We start from the raw sequence: 23535 nt of genomic DNA on the forward strand, positions 1-23535 counted from the left end.
TGCGGCTCCGCCGCGTGGGCGCGACCAGCCCCCACGCACCGCAAGCCGCAATCACACCCGCATAGGCTGCGGCGCCTCGCGAAGCAAGGGGTCGGGCCCGTCGTACTCCCGAATGATCTCGTATCGCGTGTTCCGCTCCACGGGCCGGAACCCGGCATCCCGGATCAGATCCAGCAGATCTTCCCGCGTCAGCTTGTTCGGCGTCCCGTAGTTGTCCGCGTCATGGGTGATCTTGTACTCGACGACGGACCCGTCCATGTCGTCCGCCCCGTGCTGGAGCGCGAGCTGAGCGGTCTGCACCCCGTGCATCACCCAGAACACCTTCACGTGCGGCACGTTGTCGAACAGCAGCCGCGACACCGCGAAGGTCTTCAGCGCCTCCGCCCCCGTCGCCATCTGCGTGCGCGCCTGAAGCCGGTTGCGCACCTTGCCGTCCTGCATGTCGACGAAGTCGTGCTGGTACCGCAGCGGAATGAAAACCTGGAAGCCGCCGGTCTCGTCCTGGAGCTCGCGCAGCCGCAGCACGTGGTCGACGCGGTGCCGGGGCTCCTCGATGTGCCCGTACAGCATCGTGCACGGGGTCTTCAGACCCTTCTCGTGCGCGAGCCGGTGGATCCGGGACCAGTCCTCCCAGTGGGTCCGGTGGTCCACGATGTGCTGCCGGACCTCCCAGTCGAAGATCTCGGCGCCACCACCGGTCAGCGACTCCAGGCCGGCGTCGATCAGCTCGTCGAGGATCTCCGACGCGCTCATCCCCGAGATGGTCTCGAAGTGGTGGATCTCCGTGGCCGTGAACGCCTTCAGCGAGACGTCCGGCAGCGCGGCCTTCAGCTCCCGCAGCGACCGCGGGTAGTACCGCCACGGCAGGTTCGGGTGCAGCCCGTTGACGATGTGCAGCTCGGTGAGGTTCTCCGACTCCATCGCCTTCGCGAGCTTGACGGCCTCCTCGATGCGCATCGTGTACGCGTCCTTCTCCCCCGGCTTGCGCTGGAAGGAGCAGTACGCGCAGGAGGCCGTGCACACGTTGGTCATGTTGAGGTGCCGGTTGACGTTGAAGTGCACGACGTCGCCGTTCTTGCGGGTGCGCACCTCGTGCGCGAGGCCGCCGAGCCAGGCCAGGTCGTCCGACTCGTACAGCGCGATGCCGTCCTCACGGGTCAGGCGCTCACCCGCCCTGACCTTCTCCTCCAGCTCGCGCTTGAGCCCGAGATCCATGCCCACACCTTTCTACGACGACGTCCCAACCGTACGACTACGCGCTCACTCCTCTTCGGGCAGCTCCCCGACCCGGTTCTCCCACTTCGTGGAGAGCACGATCGTCGTCCGCGTGCGGGAGACGCCCTCGATGCCGCTGAGCCGCCGGATCATCTTCTCCAGACCGTCGACGTCCGCCGCCCGCACCTTGAGCATGTACGAGTCCTCGCCCGCGATGAACCAGCAGTCCTCGATCTCCGAGAGGTCCTTCAGCCGCTGCGCCACGTCCTCGTGGTCGGTGGCGTCGGACAGTGAGATGCCGATCAGGGCGGTGACGCCGAGGCCGAGCGAGGCGGCGTCGACGGTGGCCCGGTAGCCGGTGATGACACCGGCGGCCTCCAGCCGGTTGATGCGGTCGGTGACACTGGGTCCCGACAGTCCGACGAGGCGTCCCAGCTCCGCGTAGGAGGCCCGGCCGTTCTCCCTCAGGGCCTGGATGAGCTGCCTGTCCACCGCGTCCATTGCGATCGAAGCCTTCCGCTGAAGTTGTCGTTGAGTCCGATGAGGTTCGGGTGCTGCTCAGCCGTCGCGGTGCGCCCCGCCGCCGAGTTCACCTTGCCAACGGCGATAGAGCCGGTGCGGCACGCCCGCCGCGTCGAGGACGCGTCCGGCGACGAAGTCCACCAGGTCCTGGATGTGCGTCGCGCCCGCGTAGAAGGCGGGTGAGGCGGGCACGACCGTCGCGCCCGCGTCGTCGAGGGTGACCAGGTGGCGCAGGGTCTGGCCGTTCAGCGGGGTCTCGCGCACGGCCACGATCAGCTTGCGCCCCTCCTTGAGGGTCACGCTCGCCGCCCGCTGGAGCAGGTCCTTCGACAGGCCGAGCGCGACCCCGGCCACGCTCGCCGTCGAGGCGGGCACGATGAGCATGCCCTGGGTGGGGTACGACCCCGAGGAGGGCCCGGCGGCCAGGTCGCCGGCGCTCCAGTGCCGTACGGCGCCGATGTCGACGGAGAAGGTGTCCGGCTTGCCGTCGGCGCCCCGGGACAGCCATTCCCGCAGGTCGGCCTGCCAGTGGGCGTCCCGGAAGGAGATCCCGGTCTCGTCCAGCAGGGTCAGGCGGGACGCCCGGGACACCACGAGGTCGACACTCTCGCCGGCGTCCAGAAGAGCCCGCAGCACGGCAGCGGCATACGGGGTGCCGGAAGCCCCGGACACCCCTACGATCCAAGGCGTACGCGGCATCTCGCCTGGCTTGACTGGGTTCACAACTCCGAGCCTATCCGGCGCCGCAGGGTGGGAACCGGCCAAGGGGTGCGGGCCGTTGCACGGAGGGGACGAGCGAGCACTGGGGGTCGCCATGTCGGGTCCGCAAGCCGGGTGGTCGAACGGCGACCGTGCGCTGGCCGCGGGCAAGCTGATGCTCGCCTGGGTCGCGCTGCTGTGGCTGCTGGAAGTGGTCGACGTGGCCACGGGCCACGCGCTGGACGGCTTCGGCGTCACCCCGCGCGACCCGTCGGAGCTGGTCGACGTCGTCCCCTCGTCCTTCCTCCACTTCGGCTTCGCCCATCTGACGGCCAACACCGTGCCGCTGCTGGTCCTCGGCTTCCTCGCCGCGCTCGCGGGCCTGCGCCGGTTCCTGTGCGTCTGCGCGCTGATCATCGTGGTGGACGGCCTGGGCGTGTGGCTCATAGCCCCGGACGGCACCAACACCGCGGGCGCCTCCGGCGTGATCTTCGGCCTCTTCGGCTTCCTCCTGGTCAGCGGCTTCGTCGAGCGCCGTCCCTGGGGCGTCCTGGCGGGCGTCCTGGTCGCCGCGGTCTGGGGCGGCTCGATCCTGGCGGGTCTGGCCCCGACACAGACGGGCGTCAGCTGGCAGGGCCACCTGCTGGGCCTGCTGGCGGGGGTGGCGGCGGCGTTCGTGTTCCGCCGCGACCCGGCCGCACCGCCCGCGCTCACACGGTGAGGCCACGCACCAGCAGGTCCAGCAGCGCGCACACGAACAGGGCGATGCCGATGAAACCGTTGACGCTGAAGAAGGCCCGGTTCACCCGGGAGAGGTCGTGGGGGCGCACGATCGAGTGCTCGTAGAGGAAGGCGCCGGCGACGATCAGCAGGCCCAGCCAGAAGAAGGCGCCGGTGCCGGTGGCGAGGGCGTACCAGACGAACAGGGCGGTCGTGAGGGCGTGGCAGACACGGGCGCCCCAGATCGCCGACGGGATGCCGAACCGCGCCGGGACGGACATGACGCCGATCTCACGGTCGGTCTCCACGTCCTGGCAGGCGTAGATCAGGTCGAAGCCGCCGATCCAGATGCCGACGGCGAGACCGAGGATCACCGCGTCCCAGGACCAGGAGCCCGTGATCGCCAGCCAGCCGCCGACCGGGCCCATGGCCTGGGCGAGGCCGAGGATGGCCTGCGGGAAGTTCGTGAACCGCTTGCCGTACGGGTAGACCACCATCGGGATCACCGCGATGGGGGCCAGCGCCAGGCACAGCGGGTTCAGCAGGGCCGCCGCGCCGAGGAACACGGCCAGGGCGATCAGCGCGCCCGTCCAGGCGTGCTTCACCGACATCGCGCCCGTCACCAGCTCGCGCTGTGCCGTGCGCGGATTGCGCGCGTCGATCTCCCGGTCGATGATCCGGTTGACCGCCATCGCGAACGTGCGCAGCCCCACCATGCAGACGGTGACCAGCAGCAGCTTGCCCCAGTGGATGTTCTTGTCCCACTGGAACATCGCGGTGAGCGCGGCGATGTAGGCGAAGGGCAGCGCGAAGACCGAGTGCTCGATCATCACCAGCCGCAGGAACGCCTTGGTGCGTCCCGGCTGGGGGATCGCGGCGGAAGCGGAGGTCACAGGCCGTACTCCTTCCAGCGGCGGTCCACCTTCGCCGCCGTCTCCGGATCCGACTCGACCATGTCCGGCCAGCCGCCGTCGCGGGTGTAGCCCTCCTCGGGCCACTTCTTCGTCGCGTCGATACCGGCCTTGCCGCCCCAGAACTGCTGGTAGGAGGCGTGGTCGAGGTGGTCGACGGGGCCCTCGACGATCGACAGGTCGCGGGCGTAGTCCGTGTTGCCCAGCGCCCGCCACGCGACCTCGTGCAGATCGTGCACGTCGCAGTCGGAGTCGACGACCACGATCAGCTTGGTGAGCGACATCATGTGCGCGCCCCAGATCGCGTGCATGACCTTCTGCGCGTGCTTCGGGTACTTCTTGTCGATCGAGACGATCGCGCAGTTGTGGAAGCCACCCGCCTCCGGCAGGTGGTAGTCCACGATGTCCGGCACGATGATCTTCAGCAGCGGCAGGAAGAAGCGTTCCGTCGCGCGGCCCAGCGGCCCGTCCTCCGTCGGCGGGCGGCCCACGACGATCGACTGGAGCAGCGGACGCTTCCGCATCGTGACGCAGTCGATCTTCAGCGCGGGGAAGGGCTCCTGCGGCGTGTAGAAGCCGGTGTGGTCGCCGAACGGCCCCTCGGGCAGCATCTCGCCCGGCTCCAGCCAGCCCTCGATCACGACCTCGGCCTGCGCCGGCACCTGGAGCGGCACGGTCTTGCAGTCGACCATCTCGATCCGCTTGCCCGCGAGGAACCCGGCGAACAGGTACTCGTCGATGTCCCCGGGCAGCGGGGCGGTCGAGGCGTACGTCACGGCGGGCGGGCACCCGAAAGCGATCGCGACCGGCAGCCGCTCGCCCCGGCGCGCGGCCACCTGGTAGTGGTTCCGGCTGTCCTTGTGGATCTGCCAGTGCATGCCGATGGTGCGCTTGTCGTGGCGCTGGAGCCGGTACAGCCCGAGGTTGCGGACGCCGCTCTCCGGGTCCTTGGTGTGGGTCAGCCCCAGGTTGAAGAACGACCCGCCGTCCTTCGGCCAGGTGAACAGGGCCGGAAGCTGCTCCAGGTCCACGTCGTCCCCGGTCAGCACGACCTCCTGGACCGGGCCGTCCTTCACCTTCTTCGGCGGCACGTGCGTCATCGCGCCGAGCTTGCCGAAGGCCTCGCGGACGCCGACGAAGCCGTGCGGCAGCTCGGGCTTGAGCAGCCCGCCGATCCGCTCGGTGATCTCGGCGTACGACTTCAGACCCAGGGCCTTCAGCAGCCGCCGGTCCGTGCCGAACACGTTCATCGCGAGGGGCATGCTCGACCCGCGCACGTTCTCGAAGAGCAGGGCGGGACCGCCGGACTTCTGCACCCGGTCGACGATCTCCCCGACCTCCAGGTACGGGTCCACCTCGGCCTTGATGCGCTTGAGGTCGCCCTCGCGCTCCAGCGCCCTGAGCAGGGAGCGAAGATCGTCGTAAGCCATGGGGTCAAGTATCCCCGAGCCGCTACCCTGGCCTGGAACCGCCCACCCGCTTTCGCTGAGAGGCCGCATGCTCCGGGTACTGATGTTCCTCGTCCCGCTGGCGCTCAGCGTCTACGCGTTCATCGACTGCATCAGCACGAAGGACGACGAGATCCGTCATATGCCCAAGCCGCTGTGGGCGATCCTCGTCCTGCTGTTTCCGCTGGTCGGGTCGATCTCCTGGCTCATCGCCGGCAAGAAGCGGGTGCCGGCGGCGGAGCGTCCCCGGAAGTGGGTGGCGCCGGATGACAACCCCGACTTCCTGAAGTCGCTCGACCAGGACAAGGACGAGGACCCCAAGCGGGACGAGCCGTGATCGTCAGAGAGCGGCCGTGAACGCCGACCAGGCGGAGCGGCCTACGACCAGGACCGGTCCGTCAGGGTTCTTGCTGTCGCGGACGGGGACGGTTTCGGGGAAACCGGGGGCTATTTCTATGCAGTTGCCGCCGTTGGCGTCGCTGTAGCTGCTCCTGACCCAGGTCAGCGGGTTCCCGTCCATGATGCGCGTACCTCTCCATCGTCTCGTGGATCAGAGCGGCGGACTGGGGAGCTGACAGGGCGTCCGCCCTGAGCACATCATAAGTGTGGCCATGGCGCGCCAAGAGGGCCGGATCGTCGTTGAAATGGCCGCGATCCAGCGATTCCGAGTAGACCCACTCGTGCCCGTCGGGCAGCTTGATCAGCGACATGGAACCACTGGGGCGAAACAGGCCGGGGCATCCGGCAGGGGCGACCTGGATCCGGATGTTGGGCCGCCGTCCGACGTTGAGCAGGTGCGCGCACTGGTCCCGCATCACGGCCGGGCTGCCGATCATGTTGCGCAGGCAGCTCTCGTCGAGGACGACGAGGTACAGCGGACCGCCCTCCGCCAGGAAACGCTGCTGGCGGCTCAGTCGCGCCCGCACACGCTCCTCCAGTTCCTCGCCGCTCACCAGCAGCGAGAGCAGCGAATGCGCATAATCCGCCGTCTGCAACAACCCCGGCATCACCCGCTCTTGGTACTCCCGGAGGGAGACGGCCACCTCGTCCATCTCCGCCCGCCGCCGGAACCAGTCGGGATGCTCCACCTGCGGATACCAGTCGATTCGGGCCCACAGCCGCGCCAACACCCCACCCGTGCCCAACAGTTCGTCACAGGTCTTGGCGAACGTGTCCTGCGGAACCCTCGTACCGCCCTCGACCCGCGCCACGTGCGAGCGGTCGCACGGGATCTGCCGGGCCAGGCCCTCCTGCGTGAGCAGTGCGGCCTCACGGAAGTGCCGCAGGACCTCCCCGAACACCGCCGCCGTACTCGCCCCGCCGTTCCGTCGGCTCACGGCTCCCCCCTCCGTGACAGTCCACCGGTGTCACACGCCAAGCATTGAACCGGACTGTTCCCGTGCGCAACGCTCGATACACCCAGAGTGACGGAGGTGCGCGAAATGGAACCGGGAACGCTCGTCTACGACCCGCAGACGTGCAAGGTCGGCGAGTACCAGGACAGGACCGGCCCGTACGTGATGCTGCGCCCGGTCGGCGGCGGCCGCGCATGGCAGGCGGACCCGGCGAGGATCCGCGAGGCGACACCGGAGGAGCGGCTCGGCGCGGGCGTGCGCGCGCTCAACGACCGTTCCAGGGAGGGGCTGTCGGCCGATCCGACCCGGCCGCCCTCCCCGGTGCCCGGGTGCGGGCCCTGCGAGGAACTGGCGCTGCGGCGGGACCGCGCACGCGCGGCGTTCGACGGCAGTGCGGTGACCGACGCGAACGTGCTGCTGCGCCAGCACCAACGCGCCGAGCACGGCGGGGAGTCGACGGGCCGCAGGATCTTCCGGTACGTGCCGTACACGATCGTGCAGGACGCGTCGGCGCTGCCCGAGTACGAGGCGTACTGCGTCTCCGGCGAGGAACAGGACTGCGGGGCGGGTTCGGGCCGGTGCCAGGGGCCCGGCGAGGTGGAGGAGTGGCAGCGCAGGCACACCCAGGAGACGAGGCACCTGCGCTACCGCCGCTGCTTCGCCGACTACGCGGTTCTGCAACAGGGGTGAAGCCGGTCCCGGCCGGCGTCCCTCAGGAGCCGTCGGTCACCTTCCGCAGCTCCGGCGGGAGTTCCGTGACGGTGTCGGCGACGACGAGGCGGTACGCGCCAGGGTCTTCGGCCACCGCGATGGCGACGGCCGGGTCCACGCCCTTCACGGCGAACGCCGTCATCAGGGCCCGGCCCTCGCCGTCGTCGCCGTCGCCCGGGGTGTCGTCGCACGCCGGGCGGGTGGCACTGCCGAGCGACTCCCCCACAGGGACGTCGGTCTCCTCGCGACCCAGGTAAGTGCGGCTGTCGTACTCGATGACGTACGCGCAGGATGCCTGGGGCCGCGCCTCGGCGTCCGGGGACGCCCCCGTGCAGCCCGCGGACAGCGAGAGCAGAGTCGCCGCGAGCAGCGCCCGGGCAGGGGCGTGGTGGACGCGCGTCGGTGACGCCTTCATGGGTGGGCCTCCTCGGGAGCGTGCGCTCCGGCTCGGTGCGTACGCTACGAAGACGTCGGCGGGCGCGGATCGGTTCGGATCCCGGGCGCTCCCTGGGAGACCAGCCGTCCCCCGCCCGCGCCGCCCCGGGGACCGAGGTCGATCAGCCAGTCGGAGGCGCGCATGACGTCCGTGTTGTGCTCGATGGTGACGACGGAGTGGCCCGCGTCCACCAGCCGTTGCAGGGCGTCCAGCAGCCGGGCCGTGTCCGCGGCGTGCAGGCCCGTCGTCGGCTCGTCGAGGACGTACAGCGTGCGGTCGCTCGCCCTGCGGCCCAGCTCCTTGGCCAGTTTCAGGCGTTGGGCCTCGCCGCCGGACAGCGTGGTGGCCGGCTGGCCCAGAGGGAGGTAGCCGAGGCCCACGTCGGCCATGCGGCGCAGCCGTCCGGCCACGGCGGGCACGTCCCGGAAGATCTCCAGCGCCTCGTCGACCGTCGCCTGAAGCACCTCCGCGATGTCGTGGCCCGCGTACCGGACGGCGAGCACCTCGGGCCGGAAGCGCCGCCCCCGGCAGCCCGGGCAGCGCACCGGGACCGCGGGGAGGAAGTGCATACGGACCGTCAGCACACCGGCGCCCTCGCAGCGTTCGCAGCGGCCGCCCGGCACGTTGAAGGAGAAGCGGCCCGCGGGCAGTCGTCCGGCCGTCGCGAAGGCCTCGCGGATCGGGGTGAAGACGTCCGAGTACGTCGCCGCGTTGGAACGGGGCACGCGGCCGACCGGCGCCTGGTCGATGAGGACGGCCTTGGACAGGTGCTCCCAGCCGTCGATGCCGTCGTGCTCGGCGGGCGGCTCCCCCGCCCCGTGGAAGTGCCGGCGGGCGGCCCGGCCGAGGATGTCCAGCAGCAGGGTCGACTTGCCCGAGCCGGACGGGCCGGTGACCGTCACCAGCCGCCCCAGCGGTATCCGTACGGTGACGTCCTTGAGGTTGTGGGCCCGGGCTCCCCTGATCAGCAGCGCCGCCTCAGCGTCCCCCCGGCCGCGCGACCGGGGTGCCGGGAGCCGGCCCGAGAGGTACGCGCCGGTGACGGAGCCCTCGGCCCGGGCCACCTCCTGCGGCGTGCCCTCGGCGACGATCCGCCCGCCGTCCCGGCCCGCTCCCGGCCCGACGTCGACGACGTGGTCGGCCGCCCGCAGCACCTCCAGGTCGTGCTCGACGACGAGCACGGTGTTGCCCAGGTCGCGCAGCCGGCGCAGGACCCCGATCAGACGGGCGGTGTCCGAGGGGTGCAGGCCGATGGTCGGCTCGTCCAGGACGTAGAGGACGCCGGTCAGGCCGGAGCCGAGCAGGGCGGCCAGCCGGAGCCGCTGGGTCTCGCCGGCGGAGAGGCTGGGGGTGGCCTGGCCCAGGGTGAGGTAGCCGACGCCGACGTCCAGCAGGCGCCGGACCCGCTCCTGAAGGTCGGCGACGACCGGCTCCACGAGCAGCCACTCGTCGCCGTCCGACCGCTCGCGCAGGCCGGCCAGCCACGCGCCGAGGTCGGTCAGCGGCAGCCGGGCGGCCTCGACGACGGTGAGGCCGTGCACGGTCACCGCCCGGGCCCGGGCGCACAGCCGGGTCCCGCCGCACTCCCCGCAGGGCTGCTTCACCAGGCCCTGCTGCTCGGCCCGTTCGCGGTAGTCGGGGTCGTCGGCGCGGTCGTTGTAGCGGCGCAGCAGGGCCGTCGCGACCCCTTCGAAGCGGCCCGCCGTCACGGTCGCCGGTGGCGCGGTGTCGGGGAAGTGCCTCCGGAACTCGGGGCTCTCCACGCCGTGGAGAAGCAAGTCCTGCTGAACGGCGTCGAGTTCACCGAACGGCGTGTCCGTGTCGAAGGTGAAGCCGTAGTGGGCGGCGGCGGCCCGCAGCACGGGCAGGCTCCAGTCGGTGTACTTCGCGTTCCAGCCCGTCACCGCCCCCTGCGCGACCGGCTTGCCGTCGTCGACCAGGCGCCGCACGTCGGGGCGGATCACCTCTCCCAGGCCGGTGCAGGCCGGGCAGGCCCCGGCGGGCTTGTTGAAGGAGAAGGAGCCCATGACCAGTTCGGGCACGGGGGTGGAGCAGTGCGGGCAGGGCCGCTGCCCGGGCTCGGCGTCCTCGTCGGCCTCGGCGCCGTCGGCGTAGGACGGCGGGATGTCCTTGCCGCAGCCGGGGCAGGGCCGGATCCCGATGCGCGACCACAGCAGCCGCAGGTAGGTGAAGACCTCGGTGACCGTGCCGACCGTGGAGCGGGGGCTGCGGTTGGTGAGGTGCTGGTCGACGCTGATGGACGGGGACAGGCCGGTGATCGAGTCGACGGCGGGCTTGCTGACGAAGCCGGTGACCATGCCCAGCGACTCCAGGTACTGCCGCTGGCCCTCCTGGTGGAGGGTGTCGAAGGCGAGGGTGGACTTGCCTGAGCCGGAGAGGCCGGTCAGGACGACCAGCTTGTTCTTCGGCAGGGAGAGGGAGACGTTCTTGAGGTTGTTCAGGCGTGCGCCGGTGACGCGGATGCAGTCGTCCATTCCTTCAAGTCTTCCATTTAAGTGCTGTCTTGAGACTTGAGAGCAATCCACCGGCTGTTCCCTGACGTAACCTTCAAACCGATGACGAACGACCGCCGCCTCCGCCCCGTCGACCTGGCCCGGCTGGCCGGTGTCTCGGCGCAGCAGATCCGCAACTACGAGGACGCCGGTGTGCTCCCGCCGGCCGCGCGCACCCCGTCCGGCTACCGCGTCTTCGGCGAGGCGCACCGCGGTGCGCTGCTGGCGTACCGGGCGCTGATGCGGGGGTACGGGCCGGTGACGGCGGCGGGGATCATGCGGACCCTGCACGCGGGGGACGTCCCGGGCGCGCTCGCGCTGGTCGACGCCGCGCACGCCGCCCTGCACGAGGAGCGGGTGTCCCTGCGGGCGGCGAGCGAGGCCTTGGAACTGCTGGCGCTGGCACCCCCGGCCCCGCTTCCCCGCTCCGGCGGCCTGCGCATCGGCGAGGTGGCCGTGCTGCTGGGCGTACGGACGTCCGCGCTGCGGGTCTGGGAGGGGGCCGGGCTGCTCTCGCCGGGGCGCGAACGCGGGACGGGCTACCGGATCTACGAACCGGCCGACGTGCGCGACGCCCGGCTGGTGCACACCCTGCGCCGCAGTCATTATCTGTTCGACCAGATCAGGCCGGTGCTGGAGGGGCTGCGACGGGAGGGCAGCAGTGCGGCGCTGCGCGCCGCCGTCGCGGCCCGCGGCCGGGCACTGACGGCCCGCAGCAGGGTGATGATCGAGGGCGCGGCCGCCCTGCACGCGTACCTCGACCGGTTCGGCCCGGCCGCGCCGGCGACAGGACCGACGTCAGACGGGCAGGGATGAGGTCATGGACCAGGCACAGGCACGCACATGGCTGACCACCGCCGTCGAGGAGGCCCGTTCCGGGCTCGCCGAGGGCGGCATCCCGATCGGTGCGGCGCTCTACGGCGCCGACGGCACCCTGCTGGGCCGCGGCCACAACCGCCGCGTCCAGGACGGCGATCCGTCCCTGCACGCGGAGACCGCCGCCTTCCGCGCGGCCGGGCGGCAGCGCTCCTACCGGGGCACGACGATGGTGACGACCCTGTCCCCGTGCTGGTACTGCTCCGGCCTGGTGCGGCAGTTCGGCATCTCCCGGGTGGTGATCGGGGAGGCGGCCACCTTCCACGGCGGCCACGACTGGCTGGCCGAACACGGTGTGGAGATCGTGCTGTTGGACGACGCCGAGTGCGCCGGGCTGATGCGCGCCTTCATCGCGGAACACCCCGCGCTCTGGCACGAGGACATCGGCGTCAACTGAGCACCTCGGGCGGGCCCCGCATCGCCGTTCGAGATGCCATCCGTTCTCCTGAAATGTGACGACACGCGGCGTGGCCGATGGCCGGCTCGGCATTCCCTTGATCGGGTCTGTCCCATCTGCGAACGGAGACGCCCCGTGCGAATGACCGACATCCAGCGCTGCGAGGTCCGGCCTGGACGACTCGTCGAATGGACGCTCAGTCCCGCGACCGTCGCGACGGCGAAGGCCCTGCCGGAGGACTCCAGGCCCCCCGCCTACATCCAGGAGTCACATCTGCGGACGGCCCGGTCGGTGCGCGAGGACGGGCTGTTCGTCCCGACCTGGATCGGAGCGGCCTTCGACCTCCCGGGCCGGGCCGACCTGGACGCCCTCGGCGCGGCGCTGCGCGGCTGGACGCTGCGGCACGAGACGCTGCGCAGCGGCTTCCGCTGGGCGGGCGGGCCCGGTGACTCGCTGCGCCGCTTCACACTCGACGCGGACGCCGTCTCCCTGCACCGCGAGGACGCCGGGGAGTTCACCGACCCGGCGGCCCTGGCCCAGCACCTCCAGGACCGCTTCGACACCACCGCCGACGCACTGCGCTGGCCCAACCTCATCTACACGGCCGTCGTCCGGGACGACTCCACCAGCGTGTACATGGCCTTCGACCACAGCAACGTCGACGCGTTCTCGATCTACCGCATCCCGGCGGAGATCCAGGAGCTGTACGCCGCTCACCTCACCGGCCGCGCCCCGGAGCAGCCCCCGGTCTCCAGCTACGTCGACTTCTGCGAGGCCGAGCGTGCGGACGCGGACCGGCTCGACGCGGACCACGAGATCGTCGCCCGCTGGCGGGAGTTCATCCGGCGCTGCGACGGTCGGCTGCCGAGCTTCCCCGTCGACCTCGGTCTGGAGCCCGGCGGCGCGCTGCCGACGCAGAAGCTCATGCGCGAGATGCTCGTGGAAGCGGACGCCGCCGCCGCGTTCGAGGCGTACTGCCGCCCCTTCGGGGGTTCCCTGGTCGGGCTGCTGGCGGCGACGGCCCTGATCGTCCACGAGATCGGCGGTGAGCCCGTCTACCGGACGGTGGTGCCCTTCCACACCCGGGCGAAGTCGGCGTACTCGGACTCGGTCGGCTGGTACGTGGGCGGCGCGCCGATCGAGGTGCCCGTCGACGAGGCGCGCGACTTCCCCGCCGCGCTGAAGACCGTACGCGCCGCGCTGCACGCCACCCGGCCGCTGGCCCGGATGCCGCTGGCGAGGGTGCTGCGGCTGCTCGGCGCGGACTTCCGGCCGACGTCCCCCGACATGTACTCGATCGTGTCGTTCGCCGACGCCCGCGGCATCCCCGAGTCCGCGACCTGGACCGAGCGCAACGCCTACGGCCTGATCCGGGTGTCCTACGGCGACCAGGTCTGCGCCTGGGTCACCCGCCTCCACGAGGGCCTGTGGTTCGCGGCCCGCTACCCGGACACCGATGTCGCGCACAAGAACCTGCGGCTGTACGCCGACCGGCTGCGCGACATCATCGTGTCGGTCGCGGACCACGCCCCCGCGCCCCGGCGGTGAGTACCCCGGTGGGGCCTACACACCCGCGTAGGAGTGCTTGCCGGAGACGAAGATGTTCACGCCGTAGTAGTTAAACAGCCAGCAGCCGAAGGCGATGAGAGCCAGGTAGGCGGCCTTGCGGCCCTTCCAGCCGGCGGTGGCGCGGGCGTGCAGGTAACCGGCGTAGGCGACCCAGGTGATGAAGGACCAGGTCTCCTTCGGGTCCCAGCCCCAGTAGCGGCCCCAGGCGTCGCCGGCCCAGATGGCGCCCGCGATGATCGTGAACGTCCACAGCGGGAAGACGGCCGCGTTGACGCGGTAGGAGAACTTGTCGAGGGAGGCGGAGGAGGGCAGCCGCTCCAGGACGGAGGTCGCGAAGGTGCCGGGCGTGCCGCCGCTCGCGAGCTTGCTCTCGTAGGAGTCCTTGAACAGGTACAGGATCGTGCCGACCGCGCCGACGTAGAAGACCGCGCCGCAGAAGATCGCCGTCGAGACGTGGATGTACAGCCAGTACGAGTGCAGGGCCGGGACCAGCTGGTCGCTGGCGGTGTAGAGGACCGTGACCGCCAGACCCAGGTCGAGCAGGACCGAGGTGGTCAGGAACAGGCCGAGCCAGCGCACGTTCTTCTTCAGCGCGAGCAGTCCGAGGTACACGCCGACCGCGACCGTGGAGAACGTGATGTTGAACTCGTACATGTTGCCCCACGGGGCGCGCTCCACCGACAGGGCGCGGGTGAGGACACCGGCGAACTCGACCAGGAAGGCGAGCACCGTGAGGGAGATGGCGATCCGGCCGTACAGGTCGCCCTGCTCGTCCCCGCCGTGTGCCCCGGGGCCGTCCGGCACGTCGCGCCGGCCGGCCGCGGCCCGCACGGTGACCTTCGGCCGCTCCAGCACGGCGGTGCCGCCGGCCTGGTTCACGGTGACGGCCGGGGCCTTCTCGGCGTCCGGCTTGCTGGTGAGCGCGGCCGCGGTCCTGGCGACCTTGCTGCGGCTGCCGAAGAGCCATTCGGCGATGTACGCGAAGAAGGCAAGGGTGTAGACGGCCATCGCGGAGTAGATCAGCACGTTGCTGATCTGCGCGAGGTTTTCGTTGGTGGCGGCGGCGAGAGTCACTTCTCAGCCCCTTCGGCAGGTACGGGGGTTTCGGTACCCGGCTCCTGGGCGGGGTCGGGGGAATCTGCGGGGGTGCCGGGACCGGGAGCGCCCGGTGCCTGCTCGTAGAGGTCGCCGGCGAGGTGGCCCAGCTCCTCGGGGACCTTGGCGGACTCGCTGCGGCCGAGGCCGGCCATCTCGACGACGGTGACGCCGTCGGCGCCCTGGACCGCGCGCACCCAGACGCGGCGGCGCTGGATGAACAGGGAGGCGGCGAGGCCGCCGATCGCGGCGAGGGCACCGGCCAGGGCCCAGCCGCTGCCGGGCTGCTGGACGACCTGGAAGCCGGCCCACTCCTTGATGTCCTTGCCGAAGGTGACCGAACCGGCGCCGTTCGGGAGCTGCATGGTCTCGCCGGGCTTCAGCAGCTTCTTGAACAGCTTGCCCTTCGAGTCCTTGAACTCCTTCATGTTGGTACGGTCCATCTGGTACACGCTCTGCGGGATGCCCGAGTCGGCTCCGAGGTCGCCGTGGTAGGCGGACAGCGCGAGCAGTGGATTGTCCAGCGCCGGGAACTGGGACAGCATCGTGCCGCTGGCGGAGCCGCCGAAGGTCGGCACGAAGAAGGCGTTGAAGCCGAGCTGCTCCTTCTTGCCCCGGGCGTTGCGGTAGCCGTCGAGGACCTTGACGACGCCGGAGGAGGTGACGTTGGCGTCCAGCGGCAGCAGCGGTACGGCGTCGTCGAAGACGACCTTGCCCTTGGCGTCGCGGACGGTGACGACGGGCGCGTAGCCGTGGCTGACGAGGTAGACCTTGGAGTCGCCGATCTCCAGCGGGTGGTTCACCTCGACGGTTTCGCTCCGCTCCTTGCCGTAGGCACCGGAGCTGTAGGTGAGGTCGGCCTTGTAGACGCGCGGGGTGCCCTTGTTGGGGCCGGTGCGCTCGTAGGTGCCGGTGAACTTCTTCAGGTTGAAGTTGAACGGCACCAGGTCGTCGGACGTGAAGAGGTTGCCGGACTTGAAGTCGTCGTACTGGGTGAGGGTGTTGGAGAAGCCGTCGCCCTCGACGACGAGCTTGTTGCCCTCGGACTTGAAGAGCTGGCCCCAGGCGAAGGCGATCAGCATCACGATGAGGGCGATGTGGAAGACCAGGTTGCCCGTCTCGCGCAGGTAGCCCTTCTCGGCGGCGACGGCGTCCCCGGTGAGGTGGGCGCGGAAGCGGCGCTTCTTCAGCAGGTCCAGGGCGGCCTGGTGGACCTGCTCGGGTTCGGCCGTGGTGCGCCAGGTGGTGTGGGCGGGCAGCCGGGTCAGGCGGCGGGGCGCGCCGGGCGGCAGGCCGCGCAGCTGGCCGACGAACTGCCAGGTGCGGGGCACGATGCAGCCGATGAGGGAGACGAACAGCAGGATGTAGATCGCGGAGAACCACACCGAGCTGTAGACGTGGAACAGGCCGAGCTTGTCGTAGACGTCACCGAGGGTGGGGTTGCCCTTGCGGAAGTCGGCGACCTTCGTCTCGTCCTGGCCGGACTGCGGGATGAGCGAGCCGGGGATCGCGCCGAGGGAGAGCAGCAGGAGCAGCAGCAGGGCGACCCGCATGGAGGTCAGCTGCCGCCAGAACCAGCGGGCCCAGCCGATCACGCCCAGGGCGGGGAGGTTGGGCGCGTCCTCCTTGGGGGCGGTCGACAGCTGGGAGCCGGCGTCGCCCAGTTCCTGGTCCTCGGCGGGGGCCGGGTCGGAGGCGGTGGTCTTGCTCATCGATCAGATCCCCACAGTGAAGCCGTCGGACCAGACCTGCATCTCCTGCACGATGCGGTCCCACGCGCCGGTCAGCAGGAGCAGACCGGTCACGATCATCATGGTGCCGCCGATCCGCATCACCCAGACGTAGTGGCGCTTGATCCAGCCGAAGGCTCCGAGGGCCTTGCGGAAGGCGACCGCGGCGAGCACGAAGGGCACGCCCAGGCCCAGACAGTACGCGATGGTCAGCACGGCACCGCGTCCGGCGCTCGCCTGGTCGATGGCGAGCGCCTGCACGGAGGCGAGGGTGGGGCCGATGCACGGCGTCCAGCCGATCCCGAACAGCGCCCCGAGCAGGGGCGCGCCGGCCAGCCCGGCCACGGGACGCCGGTGGAAGCGGAACTCCCGCTGGGTGAGCCAGGGCATCAGGCCCATGAAGAAGACGCCCATGAGGATCATGAGGACGCCGAGCACCTTGGACAGGACGCCCTGCTGCTCCTGGAGCGTCTGCCCGAAGTAGCCGAACAGTGCCCCGCCGGAGACGAACACGGCGGTGAAGCCGACCACGAACAGGGAGGCGCCCGCGACCATCCGGCCGCGCCGGGCCTCGGCGAGGTCGGTGCCGGCGACCCCCGTCACGTAGGACAGGTATCCGGGCACCAGCGGCAGGACACACGGCGAGAAGAAGGAGACGAGGCCGCCGAGCAGCGCGATCGGCAGGGCCACGAGCAGGGCGCCGTTGAGCACCGTGCCGTTGGGGTCCGTTACCGCGGCGAGCGTGGTGACTGCGCTCACGTCGCTGCTCCGCTCACTTCTCGGCGACGACGGGCTTGAGCATCTTCAGCAGCCGTTCCTCGCTGAGCGCGGAGAGCGACCGGGCGGCGATCTTGCCGTTGCGGTCGAGGACGAGCGTGGAGGGGATCGCCTGCGGGTTGAGCGTGCCCTTCTCGAAGCGCAGCAGCAGCTTGCCGGTCGGGTCGTAGAGGCTGGGGTAGGTGATGCCCCAGTCCTTCTCGAAGGCGAGGGCGGCGCCGGTGGAGGTGTCCCGGGTGTTGATGCCGACGAACTGCACGCCCTTGTCCGCGTACTCCTTGGAGACCTTCGCGAAGTACTTGGCCTCGGCGCGGCAGGGGTTGCACCAGGAACCCCACACGTTGAGGACGACGACCTTGCCCTTGTAGTCCGCGACGTCGAGGGTCTTGCCCGCGATGGTCTTGCCGGACAGGTCGGGCGCGGGGGTGCGCTCGCCCTTGGCGGCCGTGGCGATGCCGTCGGTGCCGGTGACGAAGTTGGTGTTGCCACCCCCGCCCGAGGTGCCGCCGGAGCCGCACGCGGAGACGAGCAGCGCGGTCGCGGCGAGACCCGCGGCCAGGGCGGCGCTGCGGCGGACACGGCGGGCGCGCTCGGCGGCACGGGTCGTGCGGTTCGAACGCTGGGGGGCGCTGTCGGCACTCATGTGAAAAGTTTCGCATGCCCGTTCTGGGGGTCTCGCCCACCCCCCTTGCGGGCGGAAAACCGCATTTCAGGCGGCGTTCTGCGAGGCACCTCCGCTGGGTGTGGAGGCCTTGCCGGTGAACTCCCGCCAGCCACCGGTCGGCTGCTGCCCGACGCCGAGGGTGCGGAGCTTGTCGAGCACCTCGGGCTTCTGCACGTCCAGCCAGTCGGTGAACTGCCGGAAGGAGACGAGACGCACATCGGCGCCCTTCTCCTTCTCGCGGGCGATGTGCTGGAAGGCCTCCTCGACGGCATCCATGTAGATGCCGCCGTTCCACTGCTCGAAGTGGTTGCCGATGAAGAAAGGTGCCCGATTTGTCTCGTATGCCCGCTTGAATCCCTGGATGTACGCCTGCGCCGACTGCTTCCGCCAGCCCGGGTAGTTGTGGGCCGGGGCCTTGGTGGAGTTGAGGGACTGGTTGGCGAGCATGTTGTAGTCCATCGACAGGACCTCGAAGCCGCGGCCGGGGAAAGGTATCTGCTGGAGGGGCAGGTCCCAGATCCCCTGCTTCTTCGTCGGCCAGACCTGGAGGCCGCCCGGCGATGAGGCGTCGTAGCGCCAGCCGAGCTCGCGAGCGGTGGGCAGCAGGTTGTCCTGGCCGAGCAGGCAGGGCGTACGACCGCCGACGAGCTCCTTGTCGTAGTCGAACGGCAGCGGCGGCAGGTCGGTCCAGCCGGTGTTGGTGCGCCACTCCTTGACGAAGGACTTCGCCTGGTCGATCTCGCTGCGCCACTGCCGGGGCGTCCAGTTCTTGACCGAGCCGTGGGACTCGCCGCAGAAGTGCCCGTTGAAGTGGGTGCCGATCTCGTGGCCCTCCAGCCACGCCCGGCGGACGTTCTTCAGCGTGTCCTTGACGTGCCCGTCGGTGAGGTAGCCGATGTCGGAGGCGCCGCGCGGGTTGTTCGGCGGGTTGTACAGGCGCTTCTTCGACTCGGGCAGCAGGTACAGCCCGGAGAGGAAGAAGGTCATGGCGGCGCCGTGCTCCTTGGCGAGGTCCAGGAAGCGCGGGAAGAGGCCGTTGCCCACCTCGCCGGCGCCGTCCCAGGAGAACACGACGAACTGCGGCGGAGTCTGCCCCGGCTCCAGCGGCTCGGGCCCCGCGGGCTGGTGGGGCTGCTTGCCGGTGTGGGCGGTGGAGCCGTCGCCGATGGGCCGGGCGGTGGGCTTCGGCTTCGGCTTCGATCCGCCCTGTGCGGAGTCACCGCCGGAACCGGCGGAGCGGCCGGAATCGTCCGAGCCCGTGAGCCCACCGCATCCGGCGAGCGAGGCGGCGGCGGCTCCCGCGCCGAGTCCGAGCATTCCCCTGCGGGAGAGAGCGCGCATGGCATCCCCGATTCGTCACGTCGTGCTGGGTCACCCAGTCAGAGGACGTGAAGAACGGGGAGGTTCCGCTCAATTGCGCAGATTCCGTAACGAAGGAGTCGTAAGCGATCAGAAGGGGGCGAACGCAAGGACCGCGGACGTCCGGGGAAAGGCGTACGCGGCTGCCCGGGATATCCCGGGCAGCCGCCTTCGAACACACCCTGCCGACGACTGCGGCGCCTACGCTCCGAACGCCTTGTCCTGGCCCTTCACCGGCTTCGCGCCGGCGAGGAGGTGGGCCGGGACGAGATCGCGGGCCGGCTCGGTGTAGCCGACGGAGACGATCCGGTCGCCCTGGTACGTGAAGGTCGTCAGCGAGGCGAGCGTGCACTGGCGCCTGCGCGGGTCGTGCCACAGGCGGCGGCGCTCGACGTAGGACCGGACGATCCAGATCGGCAGCTGGTGGCTGACCACGACCGCCTCGTGCCCGCGGGCCTTGTCCTTCGCGGCGCTCAGCGCGCTCATCATGCGGACGACCTGGTCCACGTACGGCTCGCCCCAGGACGGCCGGAACGGGTTGACCAGGTGCCTCCAGTTGCCCGGCTTGCGCAGCGCTCCGTCCCCGACGCCGAACGTCTTGCCCTGGAAGATGTTGTCGGCCTCGATCAGCCGTTCGTCGGTCGCCAGGTCCAGCCCGTGCGCCTTCGCGATCGGCTCGGCCGTCTCCTGTGCCCGCTCCAGCGGCGAGGCGACGACGTGCGTCACATCGCGTCCGGACAGGTGCTCCGCGACCCGGTCGGCCATGCGGCGGCCCAGGTCGGACAGGTGGTAGCCGGGAAGCCGGCCGTAGAGGATGCCGTCCGGGTTGGCGACCTCGCCGTGCCGCATGACGTGGACGACGGTGACGTCCTTGTCCGTCACGTCGCTCATGCCGTCGCCTCCGCCGCCGCCCGGGCCGCCGCCGGAAGGGCGTCGGCGATCCGCTGCACGGCCCGCTCGTCGTGCGCGGTGGACACGAACCAGGACTCGAAGGAGGACGGCGGCAGGTAGACGCCGTCGGCGAGCAGCGAGTGGAAGAACGCGGTGAAGCGGAAGGACTCCTGGGTCTTGGCGTCCTCGTAGTTGCGCACCGGCCGGTCGGTGAAGAACACCGAGAACATGTTGGAGGCGGTCTGGAGCGTGTGCGCCACGCCCTCCTTGGACAGGGCGTCGGTGACCAGTCCCTGGATCTGCTTCGACACCGCGTCGACCTTGGCGTACGCAGCGTCGTCGAGGAGCCGCAGCTGGGCGAGCCCGGCGGCGGTGGCGACGGGGTTACCGGACAGGGTGCCGGCCTGGTAGACGGGTCCGGCCGGGGCGAGGTGGGCCATCACGTCCGCGCGCCCGCCGAAGGCCGCGGCCGGGAAGCCGCCGCCCATGACCTTGCCGAAGGTCATCAGGTCGGGGACGACGCCGTCGACCCCGAACCACCCGGCGCGGCTGGTCCGGAAGCCGGTCATGACCTCGTCGGAGACGTAGAGGGCACCGTTGTCGGAGCAGATGTCCTTCAGGCCCTGGTTGAAGCCCTCGGCGGGCGGGACGACGCCCATGTTGCCCGGGGATGCCTCGGTGATCACGCAGGCGATCTCGCCCGGGTGCGCCCGGAAGGCCTCGCGCACGGCGTCGAGGTCGTTGTAGGGCAGGACGATGGTGTCGCCGGCCTGGGCGCCGGTGACGCCCGGGGTGTCGGGCAGCGCGAAGGTGGCCACACCGCTGCCGGCCGCGGCGAGCAGTGAGTCGACGTGCCCGTGGTAACACCCGGCGAACTTGATCACCTTGGTGCGCTGCGTGAACCCACGCGCGAGCCGGATCGCGGACATGGTCGCCTCGGTCCCGCTGGACACGAGCCGCACCTGCTCCAGCGGCGCGACCCGGGCGGTCATCTCCTCGGCGAGCGCGACCTCGCCCTCACCGGGCGTGCCGAAGGACGTGCCGCGGGAGACGGCGTCCTGCACGGCGGCGATGACCTCGGGGTGGGAGTGCCCGAGGATCATGGGCCCCCAGGAACAGACGAGGTCGACGTACTCCCTGCCGTCGGCGTCGGTCAGATAGGGGCCGGTGCCGGACACCATGAACCGCGGCGTACCGCCGACGGCTCGGAAGGCCCGCACCGGTGAGTTCACGCCCCCGGGCGTGACGGCCGCCGCGCGGTCGAAAAGAGCCTGCGAGGCCGGTGCTTCATACGGATATGTCAGTTCACTCATGACCTGCGACTTCTCCGACCTTCTCCGACGCTGTCGGGCTCCGGGTGTCAGTGACCTGTTCAGGGTAGGCCAGGGGCGTGGGAGGGCGGGGCACGGGACAACCCGCCCCCCGATCCCCGTCGTCTGCGAGACTGGACCCTGATACTCACAGCTCAAACGGCCCGGGGCCGTCGCAGGCTGCGGAGATCCTGCGGCCGGATGTTTCGGCGTACGTTTCGGCGGGCGGCCGTGGGGGAGGTCACTGACACGATGATCGGGTTGCGCGGCGGGGGCGACGCGTTCTGGAAAAGCAGTCGGGTGGAGATATGCATCGCGGTGGCGGACTGGGCGAGGGGACTGATGACCTGGGTCCTCGACGTGCCCGGCGGGGAAGGCACCGGCGCGAGGCGGAGGACGCTCAGGAACCGCGTCAGACACAGGGTGTACCGAGTGAACCGGAGCGGGCCGCCGGACGTACTGAACGGCAGGTGGACGATCTTCGGGCCGGGAGCAGCGGGAATGGTGGTCGGGTGGGGGTGACGTACAAGTACTTCGGTGCGCCCGACGGCGCGACCGCGGCCCGCGTCCCGATCTCGATGCGCCCCGAGGAGCTCGGCGGCGACGAGCTCGGCATGAACGGCATGTTCACGAAGATCAAGCCCGAGACGATGGCGGCCATGGTCCTCACGGGCATCGAGGGCGTCCCCCTGCACAAGGTCCCGCCCCTGGAACTGGTCGTCCTGCACCCCGACTACGCGGTGGTCAAGCTCCCCATGACGGTCGTCGACCCCCTGCGCGGCATCGGCGAGGAGGCCGTGGGCGCGGCGGCGTTCATCTGGTCGACGGTCCCGGACCGCGGCGGCCCCCGGGACGCGTTCAACGTCTACCAGCTGCTGCACGAGTGGCAGGACTTCTCACACCGGCTGCATGAGGCGGGGCATCAGCCGTACTGCCTGGTGTGGCCCTGAGCCGGGGTCTTGCGGGAGTCGGGCGGGGTCTTCGGGCCTCGCCCTTTTTCGTGCCGGGGAGGGGCCGACAGGCGGCCGGGGCACGTCGAGGGCACGTTGGGTGGTGACCGCCGTTGCGGCCACCACCGCCCCGGTCGGCCCTCCGCCCCCGCGTTCGCCGGACGGCCCGGCCGCGTCCCGTGGTCGGGGCCGCCTGCTTCGGGCGGGCGGGCCACGCCACCGCAGGGAGGGCAAAAACGCACGGCCGCCCGCCGGGTTCACCTGTCTCGGTGATCCCGAACGGACGGCCGCGATCCGCAGGCCGCCGAGCGGCCTGCGTTCGAGGTCACTTCCTGAGGAAGGCGAGGAGTGCGGCGTTGACCTCTTCCGCGTGGGTCCACAGCAGTCCGTGCGGGGCACCCTCGATCTCCACGTACTCGGCGGACGGCAGCGCCTTGTGGAACGGCCGCCCCGTGGCCTCGACCGGCAGGATGCGGTCGCCCGTACCGTGCAGGATCAGCGCAGGCACGTCGATGGCCGGGATGTCGGCGCGAAAGTCGGTGTACCAGGTGGAGGGCGCGGCGGCCGCGGCGTAGAAGCCGCCACCCGCCGCGACGTTCCAGCTGTTGCGCACGGCCTCCTCGCTGATCCTGGAGCCGAGGTTCTCGTCCAGGTTGTAGAAGTCCTTGTAGAAGTCCGTGTAGTACGCGTAGCGGTCAGCCTTGACGGCCGCCGCGACGCCGTCGAAGAACTCCTGCGGAGCGGCCCCGTCGGGGTTGTCGTCCGTCTTCAGCAGGCAGGGCTCCAGCGAGGCCAGGAAGGCGACCTTGGCGACCCGGGCTGAGCCGAAGGTGGACACGTACCGCGCGACCTCACCGGTGCCCATGGAGAAACCGACCAGGACGGCGTCCCGGAGATCGAGGGTCTCCAGCACGGTGTTCAGGTCGGCCGCGAAGGTGTCGTAGTCGTACCCGGTCGTCGGCTGGCTCGACTGCCCGAACCCGCGGCGGTCGTAGGTGATCACGCGGTAGCCCGCCTCCAGCAGCACCGCACTCTGCCGTTCCCAGGAGTGTCCGTCGAGCGGGAACCCGTGGATGAGGACGACCGGCTGGCCGGAGCCGTGGTCCTCGTAATACAGGTCGATGGTGGTGGAGTTCTCCTGACCCACGGTGATGTAAGGCAAGGTCTTCTTCCTTCGTTCGCTGTGTCTGGTGCGCGGTCGGATGCGCGGCCGGGACGGGACAAAACGACGCTAGGACGGCCACCTCCCCCCGCGTTGTCCGTGAGCGCATCACTTCTTGCCGGGGAGCGCCGGAAGGCGAGTGCCCCGGGGCGACCCTGTGCGCGACCTCCTCGTCCTCCGCCGCCTTCGGCAGCGTCCTGACCTGGGCAGGCGCCCCACAGTGCA

The 23535-nt window shown here is 70.6% G+C and carries 24 protein-coding genes and 1 pseudogene; 7 read left to right on the forward strand and 18 right to left on the reverse strand.

The genetic code is table 11. The annotated features are described in order from the left end of the window. Window positions 1-51: 51 nt before the first annotated feature. Genes mqnE through GTY56_RS34475 form a run of 3 tightly spaced genes read right to left on the reverse strand, consistent with a single transcriptional unit; the run spans window position 52 to window position 2436 of the window. Window positions 52-1215 carry an aminofutalosine synthase MqnE gene (mqnE, locus tag GTY56_RS34465; protein WP_161369214.1) on the reverse strand — a complete coding sequence of 388 codons (1164 nt, stop codon included), beginning with the start codon at window positions 1213-1215 and terminating at the stop codon, window positions 52-54. 45 nt (window positions 1216-1260) lie between these two features. Next, on the reverse strand, window positions 1261-1716 hold the full coding sequence (locus tag GTY56_RS34470; protein WP_031141000.1) for an Lrp/AsnC family transcriptional regulator: 456 nt from the start codon (window positions 1714-1716) through the stop codon (window positions 1261-1263). 57 nt (window positions 1717-1773) lie between these two features. Next, window positions 1774-2436 carry a UbiX family flavin prenyltransferase gene (locus tag GTY56_RS34475; protein ID WP_161369215.1) on the reverse strand — a complete coding sequence of 221 codons (663 nt, stop codon included), beginning with the start codon at window positions 2434-2436 and terminating at the stop codon, window positions 1774-1776. 115 nt (window positions 2437-2551) lie between these two features. Here GTY56_RS34475 and GTY56_RS34480 point away from each other — a divergent pair, with 115 nt between their 5' ends. Continuing rightward, window positions 2552-3157, forward strand: coding sequence for a rhomboid family intramembrane serine protease (locus tag GTY56_RS34480; RefSeq protein WP_161369216.1), 606 nt, complete (start codon window positions 2552-2554; stop codon window positions 3155-3157). On the opposite strand, the gene mqnP is transcribed toward GTY56_RS34480, so the two are convergent. Further along, a complete protein-coding gene (gene mqnP, locus GTY56_RS34485) occupies window positions 3147-4049 on the reverse strand; it encodes a menaquinone biosynthesis prenyltransferase MqnP (protein ID WP_161369217.1) in 903 nt (300 codons plus the stop codon). The genes GTY56_RS34480 and mqnP overlap by 11 nt on opposite strands. Further along, window positions 4046-5497 carry a menaquinone biosynthesis decarboxylase gene (locus GTY56_RS34490; RefSeq protein WP_161369218.1) on the reverse strand — a complete coding sequence of 484 codons (1452 nt, stop codon included), beginning with the start codon at window positions 5495-5497 and terminating at the stop codon, window positions 4046-4048. The genes mqnP and GTY56_RS34490 overlap by 4 nt, the downstream gene beginning before the upstream one ends. Window positions 5498-5564: 67 nt before the next feature. Here GTY56_RS34490 and GTY56_RS34495 point away from each other — a divergent pair, with 67 nt between their 5' ends. Next, window positions 5565-5852 carry a PLD nuclease N-terminal domain-containing protein gene (locus GTY56_RS34495; protein ID WP_033314049.1) on the forward strand — a complete coding sequence of 96 codons (288 nt, stop codon included), beginning with the start codon at window positions 5565-5567 and terminating at the stop codon, window positions 5850-5852. A gap of 3 nt (window positions 5853-5855) precedes the next feature. Here the strand turns inward: GTY56_RS34495 and GTY56_RS40945 are convergent, their stop codons facing one another. The 3 genes and pseudogenes from GTY56_RS40945 to GTY56_RS41690 all read right to left on the reverse strand — a co-directional run. Further along, window positions 5856-5966, reverse strand: coding sequence for a DUF397 domain-containing protein (locus GTY56_RS40945; protein WP_258198868.1), 111 nt, complete (start codon window positions 5964-5966; stop codon window positions 5856-5858). Beyond that, window positions 5914-6567 (reverse strand): Scr1 family TA system antitoxin-like transcriptional regulator, encoded by a 654-nt coding sequence (locus GTY56_RS34500; RefSeq protein ID WP_524540178.1) that lies wholly within the window; start codon window positions 6565-6567, stop codon window positions 5914-5916. The genes GTY56_RS40945 and GTY56_RS34500 overlap by 53 nt, the downstream gene beginning before the upstream one ends. A gap of 123 nt (window positions 6568-6690) precedes the next feature. Then, window positions 6691-6852 (reverse strand): annotated as a pseudogene (locus tag GTY56_RS41690) (helix-turn-helix domain-containing protein); the annotation flags it as partial. Window positions 6853-6957: 105 nt separating this feature from the next. Between GTY56_RS41690 and GTY56_RS41445 the strand changes: the two are divergent. Then, window positions 6958-7560 (forward strand): DUF7848 domain-containing protein, encoded by a 603-nt coding sequence (locus tag GTY56_RS41445; protein ID WP_161369219.1) that lies wholly within the window; start codon window positions 6958-6960, stop codon window positions 7558-7560. 22 nt (window positions 7561-7582) lie between these two features. Here the strand turns inward: GTY56_RS41445 and GTY56_RS34510 are convergent, their stop codons facing one another. Both GTY56_RS34510 and uvrA read right to left on the reverse strand, forming a co-directional pair. Then, a complete protein-coding gene (locus GTY56_RS34510) occupies window positions 7583-7996 on the reverse strand; it encodes a DUF6281 family protein (RefSeq protein ID WP_161369220.1) in 414 nt (137 codons plus the stop codon). 44 nt (window positions 7997-8040) lie between these two features. After that, window positions 8041-10512, reverse strand: coding sequence for an excinuclease ABC subunit UvrA (uvrA, locus tag GTY56_RS34515; protein ID WP_161369221.1), 2472 nt, complete (start codon window positions 10510-10512; stop codon window positions 8041-8043). Window positions 10513-10593: 81 nt separating this feature from the next. Here uvrA and GTY56_RS34520 point away from each other — a divergent pair, with 81 nt between their 5' ends. The 3 genes from GTY56_RS34520 to GTY56_RS34530 all read left to right on the forward strand — a co-directional run bounded on the left by GTY56_RS34520 (window position 10594) and on the right by GTY56_RS34530 (window position 13351). Further along, a complete protein-coding gene (locus GTY56_RS34520; RefSeq protein ID WP_161369222.1) occupies window positions 10594-11346 on the forward strand; it encodes a MerR family transcriptional regulator in 753 nt (250 codons plus the stop codon). Between the two features lie 4 nt (window positions 11347-11350). Continuing rightward, window positions 11351-11803: a nucleoside deaminase gene (locus tag GTY56_RS34525; protein ID WP_161369223.1), complete on the forward strand. Its 453-nt coding sequence runs from the start codon at window positions 11351-11353 to the stop codon at window positions 11801-11803. Window positions 11804-11938: 135 nt separating this feature from the next. After that, window positions 11939-13351 carry a condensation domain-containing protein gene (locus tag GTY56_RS34530; protein ID WP_161369224.1) on the forward strand — a complete coding sequence of 471 codons (1413 nt, stop codon included), beginning with the start codon at window positions 11939-11941 and terminating at the stop codon, window positions 13349-13351. Window positions 13352-13366: 15 nt separating this feature from the next. On the opposite strand, the gene ccsB is transcribed toward GTY56_RS34530, so the two are convergent. From ccsB to hemL, 7 genes are all read right to left on the reverse strand, one after another. Further along, on the reverse strand, window positions 13367-14446 hold the full coding sequence (gene ccsB / locus GTY56_RS34535; RefSeq protein ID WP_161369225.1) for a c-type cytochrome biogenesis protein CcsB: 1080 nt from the start codon (window positions 14444-14446) through the stop codon (window positions 13367-13369). Then, window positions 14443-16179, reverse strand: a complete 1737-nt coding sequence (resB, locus tag GTY56_RS34540; protein WP_161369226.1) for a cytochrome c biogenesis protein ResB — start codon at window positions 16177-16179, stop codon at window positions 14443-14445. Before resB ends, ccsB begins: the two co-directional genes overlap by 4 nt. A gap of 3 nt (window positions 16180-16182) precedes the next feature. Next, window positions 16183-16956 carry a cytochrome c biogenesis protein CcdA gene (locus tag GTY56_RS34545; protein WP_161369227.1) on the reverse strand — a complete coding sequence of 258 codons (774 nt, stop codon included), beginning with the start codon at window positions 16954-16956 and terminating at the stop codon, window positions 16183-16185. 13 nt (window positions 16957-16969) lie between these two features. Further along, a complete protein-coding gene (locus tag GTY56_RS34550) occupies window positions 16970-17617 on the reverse strand; it encodes a TlpA family protein disulfide reductase (RefSeq protein ID WP_161369228.1) in 648 nt (215 codons plus the stop codon). 66 nt (window positions 17618-17683) lie between these two features. Further along, on the reverse strand, window positions 17684-18979 hold the full coding sequence (locus tag GTY56_RS34555; protein WP_161369229.1) for a polysaccharide deacetylase family protein: 1296 nt from the start codon (window positions 18977-18979) through the stop codon (window positions 17684-17686). A 219-nt stretch (window positions 18980-19198) separates the two neighbouring features. Then, window positions 19199-19888 carry a histidine phosphatase family protein gene (locus GTY56_RS34560; protein WP_161369230.1) on the reverse strand — a complete coding sequence of 230 codons (690 nt, stop codon included), beginning with the start codon at window positions 19886-19888 and terminating at the stop codon, window positions 19199-19201. Next, window positions 19885-21201 (reverse strand): glutamate-1-semialdehyde 2,1-aminomutase, encoded by a 1317-nt coding sequence (gene hemL, locus GTY56_RS34565; protein ID WP_161369231.1) that lies wholly within the window; start codon window positions 21199-21201, stop codon window positions 19885-19887. Before hemL ends, GTY56_RS34560 begins: the two co-directional genes overlap by 4 nt. A gap of 509 nt (window positions 21202-21710) precedes the next feature. Between hemL and GTY56_RS34570 the strand changes: the two genes are divergently transcribed. After that, on the forward strand, window positions 21711-22148 hold the full coding sequence (locus tag GTY56_RS34570) for a hypothetical protein (protein WP_003974483.1): 438 nt from the start codon (window positions 21711-21713) through the stop codon (window positions 22146-22148). 325 nt (window positions 22149-22473) lie between these two features. Here the strand turns inward: GTY56_RS34570 and GTY56_RS34575 are convergent, their stop codons facing one another. Then, on the reverse strand, window positions 22474-23310 hold the full coding sequence (locus tag GTY56_RS34575; RefSeq protein ID WP_161369232.1) for an alpha/beta fold hydrolase: 837 nt from the start codon (window positions 23308-23310) through the stop codon (window positions 22474-22476). Window positions 23311-23535: the final 225 nt, after the last annotated feature.

It is taken from the genome of Streptomyces sp. SID5643, from assembly GCF_009872555.1.
GTDB classification, from domain to species: Bacteria; Actinomycetota; Actinomycetes; order Streptomycetales; family Streptomycetaceae; genus Streptomyces; species Streptomyces iakyrus.